9 protein-coding genes are annotated in these 12,616 nt (G+C 71.2%); 8 read left to right on the top strand and 1 reads right to left on the bottom strand.

Annotated elements, in window-relative coordinates; translation table 11 throughout:
• Both OHT21_RS08565 and OHT21_RS08560 read left to right on the top strand, forming a co-directional pair.
• Nucleotides 1-1,020 carry a TIGR03842 family LLM class F420-dependent oxidoreductase gene (locus OHT21_RS08565; protein ID WP_328767654.1) on the top strand — a complete coding sequence of 340 codons (1,020 nt, stop codon included), beginning with the start codon at nt 1-3 and terminating at the stop codon, nt 1,018-1,020.
• 183 nt (nt 1,021-1,203) lie between these two features.
• Complete coding sequence (locus OHT21_RS08560; RefSeq protein WP_328767653.1) at nt 1,204-2,760, top strand: NCS1 family nucleobase:cation symporter-1; 1,557 nt, start codon at nt 1,204-1,206, stop codon at nt 2,758-2,760.
• A gap of 36 nt (nt 2,761-2,796) precedes the next feature.
• Here OHT21_RS08560 and OHT21_RS08555 read toward each other — a convergent pair whose 3' ends face one another.
• Entirely contained in the window at nt 2,797-3,465 is a 669-nt protein-coding gene (locus OHT21_RS08555) for a hypothetical protein (protein WP_328767652.1), read from the bottom strand.
• 166 nt (nt 3,466-3,631) lie between these two features.
• Between OHT21_RS08555 and OHT21_RS08550 the strand changes: the two genes are divergently transcribed.
• The 6 genes from OHT21_RS08550 to OHT21_RS08525 all read left to right on the top strand — a co-directional run bounded on the left by OHT21_RS08550 (nt 3,632) and on the right by OHT21_RS08525 (nt 12,609).
• Nucleotides 3,632-4,252 (top strand): DUF4232 domain-containing protein, encoded by a 621-nt coding sequence (locus tag OHT21_RS08550; RefSeq protein ID WP_328767651.1) that lies wholly within the window; start codon nt 3,632-3,634, stop codon nt 4,250-4,252.
• Between the two features lie 68 nt (nt 4,253-4,320).
• A complete protein-coding gene (locus OHT21_RS08545; RefSeq protein WP_328767650.1) occupies nt 4,321-6,162 on the top strand; it encodes a gamma-glutamyltransferase family protein in 1,842 nt (613 codons plus the stop codon).
• Nucleotides 6,163-6,256: 94 nt separating this feature from the next.
• Entirely contained in the window at nt 6,257-7,102 is an 846-nt protein-coding gene (locus OHT21_RS08540; RefSeq protein ID WP_328767649.1) for an inositol monophosphatase family protein, read from the top strand.
• A gap of 458 nt (nt 7,103-7,560) precedes the next feature.
• On the top strand, nt 7,561-8,970 hold the full coding sequence (locus OHT21_RS08535) for a phytoene desaturase family protein (RefSeq protein WP_328774001.1): 1,410 nt from the start codon (nt 7,561-7,563) through the stop codon (nt 8,968-8,970).
• A 25-nt stretch (nt 8,971-8,995) separates the two neighbouring features.
• Nucleotides 8,996-9,505, top strand: a complete 510-nt coding sequence (locus OHT21_RS08530; protein ID WP_328767648.1) for an O-acetyl-ADP-ribose deacetylase — start codon at nt 8,996-8,998, stop codon at nt 9,503-9,505.
• Between the two features lie 128 nt (nt 9,506-9,633).
• On the top strand, nt 9,634-12,609 hold the full coding sequence (locus tag OHT21_RS08525; RefSeq protein ID WP_328767647.1) for a SpoIIE family protein phosphatase: 2,976 nt from the start codon (nt 9,634-9,636) through the stop codon (nt 12,607-12,609).
• Nucleotides 12,610-12,616: the final 7 nt, after the last annotated feature.

Genomic DNA, 12,616 nt, shown 5'->3' with positions numbered 1-12,616 from the left:
ATGGACTTCGGACTCGTCCTGCAGACCGACCCGCCCGCCTCCCGCGTCATCAGCCTGATGAAGCGGGCCGAGCGCAACGGCTTCACGTACGGCTGGACCTTCGACTCCGCCGTGCTCTGGCAGGAGCCGTTCGTGATCTACAGCCAGATCCTGTCGAACACGTCGAAGCTGAAGGTCGGCCCGATGGTCACCAACCCGGGCACCCGCACCTGGGAGGTCACCGCCTCGACCTTCGCCACGCTCAACGACATGTTCGGCAACCGGACGGTGTGCGGCATCGGCCGCGGCGACTCCGCGATGCGGGTCGCGGGTCGCAAGCCCAACACCCTGGCCCGTATCAGCGAGGCCATGAAGGTGATCCGGGCGCTGGGCAGCGGTGAGGAGGCGGACCTCGGCGGCACCGTCATCAGGTTCCCGTGGATCAAGCCCGGCGCCGAACTCCCGGTCTGGATGGCCGCGTACGGTCCGAAGGCCCTGAAGATGACCGGTGAGGAGGCCGACGGCTTCATCCTCCAGCTGTCTGATCTGTATCTGACCGAGTACATGGTGAAGGCGGTGAAAGACGCGGCGGTCGCGGCCGGTCGTGACCCGTCCGACGTCAAGATCTGCGTGGCCGCCCCGGCGTATGTCACCGAGGACGACTCACCGGAGGCGCTCGCGCACGCGCGTGAACAGTGCCGCTGGTTCGGCGGGATGGTCGGCAACCATGTCGCGGACCTGGTGTCCAAGTACGGGTCCGACGGCGCCGTGGTTCCGGAGACGCTCACCGACTACATCAAGGCCCGCGAGGGGTACGACTACTCGCACCACGGGCGCAGCGGCAACCCGGACACCCAGTTCGTGCCGGACGAGATCGTCGACCGGTTCTGCGTCATCGGCCCGGTCGAGAAGCACGTGGAGAAACTGAACGCGCTGCGTGAGCTGGGCGTCGACCAGTTCGCCGTGTACGACATGCATGACGCGCAAGAGGCCGTGATCGACGCGTACGGCCAGAAGGTCATCCCCGCGCTGAACGCCTGATCCGTACCCGAACCGCTCCTCCTGACTCCCCAACGCCCCACACTTCCCCCTCCCCGCCGTCCCGGGGAGGGGTGGGCGACGCCGGCAATGGGCAGGCATGTCCCACGCCGCCCTGCCCGCCCCGGCGCCGGCCAGGCCCCCGCACGGCCAACTCCCGTCCCACCTCCCTTGATTGGCCTGCCCATGACCGAAACCGTCCCCACGGGTCCGCCGCCGAGCCAGACCACCGACGCCAACGGCCGGATCGAACTCGCCCCCGGCGCCTTCCCCGCCGACAGTCCCTTCGCCAACGAGGACCTGCGTCCCGTTCCGCTCGCCGATCGGCGCTGGACGACCTACAACTTCGCCGCGCTGTGGATCGGGATGGCGGTCAACGTGCCGTCGTGGACGCTCGCGGCCGGCCTGGTCGCACTCGGCATGGACTGGAAGCAGTCCGTGCTCACCATCGCGCTCGGCAACGTCATCGTGCTGCTGCCGATGCTGCTGACCGGCCACGCGGGGCCGAAGTACGGCATTCCGTTCCCCGTGCTCGCCCGTGCCTCCTTCGGGCTGCGCGGCGCCAATCTGCCGGCGCTGCTGCGCGGCCTTGTGGCCTGCGCCTGGTTCGGCATCCAGACCTGGATCGGCGGTCAGTCCATCTACTTCCTCGCCGGGAAGCTGTCCGGGGCGGGCAGCTGGTGGACCGACGCCGGCAAGGTCGGCGGCTATCCGTGGACACAGTGGCTGTGCTTCCTGCTCTTCTTCGCCGTCGAGATCGTCATCATCCTGCGCGGCATGGACGCGGTGCGGCGGCTGGAGAACTGGGCGGCGCCGCTGATGCTGGCCGGCGCGGTGGCGCTGCTGGTGTGGATCGCGAACAAGGCGGGCGGCTTCGGCCCGCTGCTCGACCAGCCCTCACAGCTCGGCTGGGGCGCCGACTTCTGGAAGGTCTTCTTCCCGGCGCTGATGGGCATGATCGGCTTCTGGTCGACGCTCTCCCTCAACATCCCCGACTTCACCCGCTTCGGCGCCGGACAGAAGGCCCAGGTGTGGGGCCAGTCGCTGGGACTGCCGACCACCATGGCCGCGTTCGCACTGCTGTCGGTGCTGGTCACCTCTGGCGCGCAGGCCGTGTACGGCGAGCCGATCTGGGACCCGAGCCAGCTCGCGGCCCGGATGGACAGCACGATCGGGGTGCTCTTCGCGCTCTTCATACTGCTGCTCGCCACGCTGTCCACGAACGTCGCCGCCAACCTGGTCAGCCCGGCGTACGACCTGTCCAACCTGGCCCCGAAGCTCATCAACTTCCGCACCGGGGCGCTCATCGCCTGCTGCATCGGCGTGGTCATCTTCCCTTGGAAGCTGATCGAGAACCCGGACGTCTACATCTTCACGTGGCTGGGTACCGTCGGCGGCCTCCTCGGCACCGTGGTCGGCATCCTCATCGCCGACTATTGGCTGGTCCGCCGTACTCACCTGGACCTGTCCGGCCTCTACACCGAGGGCAGCCGCTACTGGTACAGCTCCGGCTGGAACTGGCGGGCACTGGTGGCCTTCGCCGTAGGCGCCGTCCTCGCCGTGGGCGGCTCGTACTCCAACGTCGACGCCGACGGCAACAAGGCCGGCCCCTTCCCGGCGGACGGACTGATCCCGTTCCTGAAGCCGCTCGCCGACTACGGCTGGGCGGTGGGCCTGGCGGCGTCGGTGCTGCTGTACGTGGTGCTGATGGGCGGCAGGGAGCGCGAGCCCAAGGACGTGTGACGGGTTGGTGCGGGCCGCGCTGGTGGAAAACGGGCTCTACTGAGCCTTCTCCAGCGCGGCCACCGCCTCCTTGGCCGCCTTGATGGCGCCCTTGTTGATCTCGTCCGTACTGGGTGCCTTCTTCGACTCGAAGTCACTGCCGTTGTAGGTGACGACCACCATCGCGTTGGACGCGCGGACGATCACCATGCCTTCGCGCGTCTGCTGCTTGTCCTCGGTGGTGAGGTTCACCACGGAGTACGCCTCGTCCCCGAGACCGGGGACCGCCCCTCCGCCGCCGTGCTTCGCGACGCGCTCCTTGTAGGCCGTCGCCGCGATCTGGTCGCTCTTCTTGATCTCGTACGAGACGTCGAGCCAGCGGTAGTCGAACTCCTTGAGCGCGTTCCATGAACAGGTGCGGCGCACCGACTCGTTGGTCGACGGGATCTCCTTGCCGGCCGCCTTGGCGCCCGGCACCAGCGAGGTCACCGTCTTCTCCGCGAGCCCCAGGCAGGGCTTCGGTGACACGCGGTACGTCCGGGTCGCCGCCGCCGTGGACGGCGCGGACGGCGACGCGCTGGGTCTGTCCGAGGCCGCCTTGTCATCCGCGTCCCCGGCCGGGGACGCTGCGAACGGCCCGGACGCCAGCGCCCAGCCCGCCGATGCGAGCACGGCGACCGGCAGCAGACGCGCGGTGAGGGCGAGCGGCAGAGGAAGAGAACGCACGGCGCACTTCTCGTGAGGGGACGGGTGCGGAGGGGGCCACACTGCGGACGGTACGCCAGTGTCACATGCCTCCCAGTGAGGCGGTAGCCCGAACTCGCTCCGTGACCGCGTGGCCACAGGGTCCGGAGTGGATCCTTCCGCCGGGGCCGCGTGCGAGGATCGGCGCGTGATCGCGATACGCCGCAGGTCGTCCCCGTATGCCGCCGTGCTCGCCTGCCTGTTGGCGCTGAGTGCGAGCGGGTGTGGGCTCTCCGCCGAACTGGAGCGTGAGCGCAATCCGGACCCCGGGCCGAGGCCGTCCTCGACACCGCCCGCGGTGTCGGCCGCCCCGGTGCCCGAGTCCTCCGCGTCCGTGCCCGTCCAGGAAGCGGGTGGCTGCCCGTCGTCCGGTGTCCGCCTGGACGCGGGTCCGATCAACGGCGCCATGGGTTTGCGTGGCATGACCCTCACGCTGACCAACTGCGGTGAGCGGCCTTACGAGTTGAACGGCTACCCGTCCGTCACCGTTCTCGACGAGGCGGGCGAACCGTTCCCGGAAGTGCGGACCGTCGAGGGAACGGACCAGGTGCCCATGGCCTCGGGCGGCCCCGGCCCCGAGCCGCTGACCCTCGCTCCGGGCGAGACCGCGCAGGCGGGCCTGGTCTGGCGGATGCACGCCGAGGACGGTGTGTACCTCCGGGTGACCCCACAAAAGGGGCGCGACACCGTGACCGTACGCCCCGAGCAGGCCCTCGACATCGGCCCCGACAACGTCTTGGGGACGTCGCCCTGGAAGCCGATGGAGTAGCGGGTACTCGGGGGCGCGGACGGGTACGTACGATCTTCGGACGCCTGCCCGGCAGTGAGGAGTCGCCCGTGTTCACGACCCGTCCCACCCTCCAGGGCACCTTCGGCATGGTGTCCTCCACGCACTGGTTCGCCTCGCAGTCGGCGATGGCCGTGCTGGAGGACGGCGGCAACGCGTACGACGCCGCCGTCGCCGCGGGCTTCGTACTGCACGTCGTCGAGCCCCACCTGAACGGGCCGGCGGGTGAGGTGCCGATCATCCTGGCCCCGGCGGGCGGCGAGGTCCGGGTGCTGTGCGGGCAGGGCGTGGCGCCGGCCGGGGCGAAAATCGCCCACTACAGGGGACTCGGTTTGGATCTCGTACCCGGTACGGGACCGCTCGCCGCCGCCGTTCCCGGAGCCTTCGACGCGTGGATGGTGCTCCTGCGGGACCACGGCACGAAGACCTTGGCGGACGTCCTGAAGTACGCCATCGGGTACGCGGAGGACGGGCACCCGCCCGTGGAGCGCGTCGGCGAGACCGTCGAAACCGTACGGGAGCTCTTCGAGACCGAGTGGACCTCGTCGGCCGAGGTGTATCTGCCGGGCGGCCGGGCGCCGTGGCCGGGCGAGCTGTTCCGGAATCCGGCGCTGGCCGCGACCTGGCGGCGGCTGATCACGGAGGCCTCCCGGGCGGGCGGTGACCGGGTCGCGCAGATCGAGGCCGCGCGGCAGATCTGGCGCGAGGGCTTCATCGCCGAGGCCCTGGTACGGCAGGCGGCGCGGGCCACCATGGACACCAGTGGCGAACGCCACGCGGGCACGCTGACGGCAGCCGACCTGGCCTCCTGGTCTGCGTCCTACGAGGCTCCGGTGACGTACGACTGGCGCGGCTGGACCCTGTGCAAGGCGGGCCCCTGGAGCCAAGGGCCGGTCCTCCTCCAGCAGTTGGCCCTGCTGCCGCCCGAGCTGCCGCGATACGGCTCCGCGGAGTACGTCCATCTGCTGATCGAGGGCTGCAAGCTCGCGATGGCCGACCGGGAGGCCTGGTACGGGGACGCGGCCGGCGTACCGGTGGGGGAGCTGCTGTCGGAGGAGTACAACGCCGGGCGGCGGGCGCTCGTCGGGGAGAAGGCCTCGTACGAGCTGCGGCCCGGGAGCCCTGGGGGACGTACTCCGCGGCTGAGCGGGCACGCGCGCGTGGTGGCCAGCGGGGAGGCGGCGTTCGATCCGCTCGCGACGCCGGGGGCGGGGGAGCCGACCGTGGCCAAGAGCCCAGGGTCGTCGCCCGTTCCCGGGGAGCCGGACGTCTCGGGGGACGGCGGTACCCGAGGCGACACCTGCCATCTCGATGTCGTCGACCGCTGGGGCAACATGGTCGCCGCCACGCCCAGCGGCGGCTGGCTGCAGTCCAACCCGGTCGTGCCGGAGCTGGGCTTCCCGCTCGGCACCCGGCTTCAGATGGCCTGGCTGGAGGAGGGGTTGCCCAACTCCCTTACGCCCGGCCGCCGTCCGCGTACGACGCTCACGCCGTCACTCGCGCTGCGGGGCGGGGTGCCGGTCATGGCGTTCGGTACACCCGGCGGGGACCAGCAGGACCAGTGGCAACTGCACTTCTTCCTGGCGGTCGCGCTGCGCTCCGAGGTGCGCGGCGGACTCGACCTCCAAGGCGCGATCGACGCCCCGAACTGGCACAACGACAGCTTCCCCGGCTCCTTCTACCCACGCGGCATGCGCCCCGGCAGCGTCACCGTCGAGTCCCGTATGGACCCGGCCGTCGTCGAGGAGCTGCGGCGCCGGGGTCACGACGTGCAGCTCGGCGAGGCTTGGTCCGAGGGGCGGCTGTGCGCGGTCGCACGGGACCCGGAGAGCGGGGTGCTGTCGGCGGCGGCGAATCCGCGGGGGATGCAGGGGTACGCGGTCGGACGCTGACCGGATGGCTTAGTGGTTGGGGTGTTCATGGCGATTCCACCCGGAGTGCACCGGCCGGGTGAGGATTGTCAGTGCCGCGTGCTCTCATGGAGTGGTGATCGAAGACAGCGAAACCATCGAAGAGTTTCTCGCGCACGGCACGTCCGACGTAGAGGAAGCGGTCCGCAAGGCGGCGGCGACGGAAATCATGCCGCGCTTCCGGCAGCTCGCCGCGCACGAGGTAGACGAGAAGACCGGCCCGCACGACCTGGTGACGGACGCCGACCGCAAGGCCGAGGAGTACCTCACGGCCACGCTCGGCGCCCTGCTGCCCGGCTCGGTCGTGGTCGGCGAGGAAGCGGTGCACGCCAACCCGCTGACGTACGAGGCGATCCAGGGCGAGGCACCGGTGTGGATCGTCGACCCGGTGGACGGGACACGGCAGTTCGTGCACGGGAACCCCGGCTTCTGCACCCTGGTCGCGCTCGCACTGGGCGGCCAGGTGCTCGCTTCCTGGACGTACGCTCCGGCGCTCGACCTGTTCGCCACGGCGATACGGGGCGGGGGCGCCGCTCTCGACGGAGTGCCCCTGCGCTCCGGTTCGCCCGCGCCGGACCGCCCGCTCGAAGTGGCCACGTCCCACCCCGACTTCACGACCGACGAAGAGAAGCGCGCCCTGCTGGGCCTGCGCACGGAGGGCGTGCGGACCCGGCCCTGCGGCTCCGCCGGGCTCGAGTATCTGGCCATTGCCCGCGGGGAGTTGGACGCCACCGGCTTCTCCTGGGAAGCCGCCTGGGACCACGCGGCGGGCCTGTTGCTGGTCGAGGAGGCGGGCGGTGCGCATCTGACCCGCGCGGGCGAGCCGTTCCGTATAACCGGGGGCAACGTCCTGCCGTTCACCGCGGCACGGGACGCGGCCACGGCTCAGCGGGTGGCGGCGCTGCTGGCGGACGGGGCCTGATCAGCGGGCAGTCTGACTCCGGCGGCCGCTTGACCGGCGGGTGGCCTGGCCCAGCGGCCGCTTGACCTGCGGGCGGCCTGACTCGCGGGCTGACTGACTCACGGGCGATCTGGCCTGCGGTCGGACTGCCCCGCGGGCGGTTGCCTGTGCTCAGGCCGCTGCCCGTACTCGGGCCGCTGCCCGTACTCGGGCCGCCGCCGGTACTCGGGCCGCTGCCCGCGCTCGGGCCGCCGCCAAGCACCCGGGCCGCAGGTCGCGTCGGATGGCCGGAGAAGTCCACCCGCGCCGGGGCTGCCACGGCCCCGGTGGATGGCCGGAGAAGTCCACCCAGCCCGGGCACTGTCACGGACCCGTCGGATGGCCGGAGACGACCACCCGCGCCCAGGGGCTGTCACCGCCCCGGCATATCCTGATCCCGAATGGCCATCGGCTGACAAAGGAGTCCGAAGGTGCCGTCGATGCTCGATGCGGTCGTGGTGGGTGCGGGGCCGAACGGACTGACCGCTGCCGTGGAGCTGGCCCGTCGCGGCTTCAGCGTGGCCGTCTTCGAGGCATGTGAGACGGTCGGTGGCGGCGCCCGCACCGAGGAGCTGACGCTGCCCGGCTTCCGGCACGACCCGTGCTCGGCCGCGCACCCGCTGGGCGTCAACTCGCCCGCGTTCAAGGCGATGCCGCTCGGTCGGTACGGACTGGAGTGGCTGCACCATGACCTGCCCATGGCGCACCCCTTCCCGGACGGCACGGCGGCCGTGCTGTCACGGTCCGTCGCCGAGACGGCCGCCTCCTTCGGGCCGCGAGATGCGGGGACGTACCGCAGGCTGGTCGACCCCTTCACCGGCAGATGGGACACGCTCGTCCGGGACTTCATGTCCCTGCCGCTCACCGCGCTGCCCCGCGACCCGGTCACCCTCGCCCGCTTCGGTCTCGTCGGTCTGCCGCCCTCGACCTGGCTGACGCGCAGATTCCACGACGAGCGGGCCAGGACGCTGTTCGCCGGTCTGGTCGCGCATGTCATGGCCCCGCTCGACGGCTTCGCCACCGGCGCCGTCGGTCTTGTCTTCGCGTTGGCCGCGCACGCGGGCGGCTGGCCCGTGGCGCGCGGCGGCTCCCAGTCGATCTCCGACGCGCTCGCCGCGTATCTGAAGGACCTCGGCGGCACCGTCCACACCGACTACGAGGTCAAGCGCCTCGACGACCTGCCGCCCGCGCGCGCGTACGTCTTCGACACCTCGCCCTCCGCCCTCAGCCGGATCGCGGGCTTCGGCCGGTACTACGAGCGCTACCGCTACGGGCCCGGCGTCTTCAAGATCGACTACGCGCTGGACGGACCCGTGCCCTGGGCGGCGGAGGAGGCCCGCCGCGCCGGGACGGTGCAGATCGGTGCGAACACGGCCGAGATCGGCGCAGCCCTGCGCGCGGCCTCGCGGGACGGCCGGGCGCCGGACGCACCGTTCCTGATCACCGTGCAGCCCAGCGTCGTCGACCCCTCCCGGGCGCCGGACGGCAAGCAGGTCTTCTGGGCGTACGGCCATGTGCCGAACGGCTGGACCGGCGACCTCACCGACGCGATCGAGCGCCAGCTCGAGCGGTTCGCGCCGGGCTTCCGCGACCGCGTACTGGCCCGTGCCACGGCAGGCCCACCCGAGATCGCCGCCCGCAACGCGAACTACGTGGGCGGTGACATCGCCTGCGGCGCGGCCTCCGGACTTCAACTGATGCTGCGGCCCCGGCTGTCCCTGGCCCCGTACAGCACACCGCATCCGGCCGTGTTCATCTGTTCCTCGGCCTCCCCACCGGGTCCGGGCGTGCACGGCATGTCGGGACACAACGCCGCCAAGGCCGTATGGAGGAGGCTGCGCCAGTCATGACCGTATGGAGGAGGTTGCGCGAGTCATGACCGCCATCGAACTCGTCCAGGGAGACATCACGCAGCAGTCCGTCGACGCCATCGTGAACGCCGCGAACTCCTCGCTGCTCGGCGGCGGAGGCGTGGACGGAGCCATCCACCGGCGCGGCGGCCCCGCCATCCTGGACGAGTGCCGCAAGCTCCGCGCTTCCCAGTACGGCAAAGGCCTGCCGACGGGACAGGCGGTCGCCACGACCGCGGGCGAACTCGACGCACGCTGGGTGATCCACACAGTCGGCCCGGTGTACAGCCAGAGCGAGGGCCGCTCCGACCTGCTCGCCTCCTGCTACCGGGAGTCCCTGCGGGGCGCCGACGAACTCGGCGCCCGTACGATCGCGTTCCCCGCGATCTCCACCGGCATCTACGGCTGGCCGATCGACGACGGTGCCCGGATCGCCATCGAGACGGTGCGGGCCACGCCCACGTCGGTCGAGGAGGCCAGATTCGTCCTCTTCGACGAGCGGTCCTACGAGGCGTTCGCCGCGCAGCTCCGCTGACGTAACCGGGGTTCGGTTTCTTGCGAACCGTGACTCGTATTCCTGATACCCGTATTGTCGTAAATGCTGCGACATTTCGGAATGGTGGACGGTCAGGAACGGGAACGGCGACGGGAGCGAGGTGGCGCGTGGTTCGGTCCGACGGGGAATCGATGCGGACGTGGCGTGCGGCAGGCGGCACTGCGTCCGCCCGTTCTCGTGAGCGGTTTCTGCAGGGTGAGCCGGTCGATTCGGGCGTACGAAAGTCGATCTTGGATTCATGGCAGCGCTGCAGGTCCCTGGGTCTCTCACCGGACCAGGCAGACCTTCCCTTCCGAGAGGACTTCGACCGGGACGGTCGGCTCGTCCGCGCTGCAGGTCCAGTTCTCGACCGGCTGCAGTCCATGTTCGCGGGCAGCGCGATGAACATCTCCGTCGCGGATGCGAGTGGCACGGTCCTTCTGCGCCGTTTCGGAGAGGAGGCCTTGGCCAGGAGCCTCCCGGCGATCCAGCGCGTCCCGGGGTTCGTGTTCGCCGAGCAGTTCGCCGCCACCAACGGCATCGGTCTCGCGTTGGCGGAGCGGCAACTCATCCGGGTCCACGGTGCCGAGCACTTCGCCGAGCGCTCGCAGGGGAGCGCCTGCCGTGCGATTCCCGTCCGCGACCCGCTCAGCGGGCGCATCGAAGGCGTCCTGTGCCTCGGCTATCCGCGCAGCGCCGAGGACCCGGCGCTCGTCACCGTGATACGCAAGGCGGCCCAAGCCATCGAGCGCCGACTGCTGGAGCAGAGTTCCGCGCGTGAGCGCGCTCTGCTGGGGGCCTACCTGAGCACCTGCGGCGATGCCGCCGCCGGCGTTCACCAAGGCGTCGGAGTGGACGAACTGGCCCGTGAGCTGCGCCTCCGTGACCAGGCGGTCCTCATGGAGAAGGCCACCGAGCTGATCTCCGGCGGGCAGCGTGCCGCCGTCGACGTGTCCCTCTCCGACGGCCGGAGTGTGACGCTGGTGAGCCGTCCGATGACGAGCGCCTCCGGAGTGGAAGGCATCGCCATCGAGGCCCTCTTCCGGGGCCCTCCACCGCGACAGGCACTCCCCGTCCCGCTCCGGGTCGACGAGCTGCTCGGGCCGCTCGGCCCTCACGCCGAGCCTGCCGGCAGCGCTGTCGTCGCGCCGTCCGCCGCGTACACTCCCGTCGCCCCGGCGCCCGGGCAGTACTCCGCCACTCCGCTGTCCGGGCAACGCCCCGACGCCGCATCCGGCACTCCGCTCGTCGGGCACCTCCCCGCCGCCGCTTCCGGCCAGGGCCCCACGGGCGGTCTGGTCTCCACGAGCGGCCACGGCCCCACGGACGGCCAGGGCGTCATGGCCGCCGCTACCGCTGCGGACGCGACGGACGGCCACCCCGAGTCCCAACCCCCCGCGAGAGGGCTCGTGCTGGTGGGCGAGCCGCACGTGGGGACGTACGCCCTGGCGGCGCGACGCCGCCTGGAGCTGCTGTCCGAGGCCAGCGCCCGTATCGGGACCACCCTGGATGTGCGCCGTACCGCCCAGGAGCTCGCCGAGACGGTGGTTCCGGCGCTGGCCGACTTCGTCACGATCGACCTGCCCGATGCCGTACTGCGCGGCGAGGAGTCCGCCGACCCCAGCGGTGATCTGCGCCGTACGGTGGTCCACGGCATCCGCGACGACGTTCCTTTCAGGCCGCTCGACAAGCGCGTCGACTTCGGCCCGACCGCGCCCCAACTGCGTTGTCTGACCAGCGGGCAGGCAGTGCTGGAACCCGACCTGAAGGCCGCCGCGGGCTGGCTCACCCAGGACCCAGAGCACACCGAGCAACTGCTGACCCACGTCCACTCCCTCATCGCGGTCCCCCTGGTCGCCCGTGGCGTCGTCCTGGGCGTCGCCGCCTTTTACCGCTCGCACGGCTCCGCCCCCTTCGGGGACGACGACCGCGCGCTGGCCCACGAACTCGCCACCCGCGCCGCGCTTTCCATGGACAACGCCCGGCGCTACACACGCGAACGCAATATGGTCCTCGCCCTGCAGCGGAGCCTGCTCCCGCAGGGTCTGCCCGATCAGGAAGCCGTCGAGGTCGCCCATCGTTATCTGCCCGCCGAATCCGATGTGGGCGGGGACTGGTACGACGTGATCCCCCTCTCCGGCACCCGTATCGGCCTCTTCGTCGGCGACGTCGTCGGCCACGGCATGCACTCCGCCGCCACCATGGGACGGCTGCGCACCGCCGCACGCAGCTTCGCCGAACTCGACTTCCCCCCGGACGAAGTCCTCACCCACCTCGACAACGTCGTGGGGCGCCTGGACCGCGAGGATCCCGCCGCCGACGGCGTCGGCATCATCGGCGCGACCTGCCTGTACGCCATCTACGACCCGACCTCGCAGCAGTGCGTCCTGGCCCGTGCCGGTCACCCTCCGCCCGCCCTGGTCCGCCCCGACGGCACCGTGTCCTTCCCCGACCTGCCCGCCGGGCCGCCTCTCGGCCTCGGCGGTCTGCCCTTCGAAACCGCCGAGATCCACCTCCCCGAGCACAGCCAGCTGGTCCTCTACACCGACGGACTCATCGAGGACCGGAACCGTGACATCGACGAGTCCCTCGACCGACTGCGCAAAGCCCTGGCCCACCCGGAGCGCACACCCGAGGAGACCTGCGAGGCGGTCCTCGACCTCGTGGCACCCGCCCACCCCGCCGACGACCTCGCACTTCTCGTCGCCCGCACCCACGCGCTGGACCCCCACCGGATCGCCCACTGGGACCTGCCCGCCGACCCGGCCCTCGTCAGCGACGTCCGCGCCGCCGCCGTCCGGCAGCTGGCCGACTGGGGACTCGACGAGGCCGCGTTCGTCGCGGAACTCCTGCTCAGCGAGCTGATCACCAACGCCATCCGCCACGGTTCCGGACCCATCCGGGTACGGCTGCTCCACGGTCCGAGCCTGATCTGCGAGGTCTACGACACCAGCAGCACCGCCCCGCATCTGCGCCGTGCGGCCACCACCGACGAGGGCGGCCGCGGCCTGTTCCTCGTCGCGCAGCTGGCACAGAGCTGGGGGACCCGCTACACCCCCGAGGGCAAGGTCATCTGGGCCGAATGCGGGATCGACGGCGCCTGAGGGCGTG

The sequence above is a fragment of the Streptomyces sp. NBC_00286 genome (assembly GCF_036173125.1).
Lineage (GTDB): Bacteria > Actinomycetota > Actinomycetes > Streptomycetales > Streptomycetaceae > Streptomyces.
The sequence above is the reverse complement of the archived record's forward strand: the minus strand, read 5'-3'. Positions and strand labels throughout refer to the sequence as shown.

What these genes read in the sequence shown, in the direction of transcription:
- OHT21_RS08565 (WP_328767654.1), top strand. Translation starts at nt 1, where the DNA reads ATGGACTTCGGACTCGTCCTGCAGACCGACCCGCCCGCCTCCCGCGTC.
- OHT21_RS08560 (WP_328767653.1), top strand. Translation starts at nt 1,204, where the DNA reads ATGACCGAAACCGTCCCCACGGGTCCGCCGCCGAGCCAGACCACCGAC.
- OHT21_RS08535 (WP_328774001.1), top strand. Translation starts at nt 7,561, where the DNA reads ATGCTCGATGCGGTCGTGGTGGGTGCGGGGCCGAACGGACTGACCGCT.
- OHT21_RS08530 (WP_328767648.1), top strand. Translation starts at nt 8,996, where the DNA reads ATGACCGCCATCGAACTCGTCCAGGGAGACATCACGCAGCAGTCCGTC.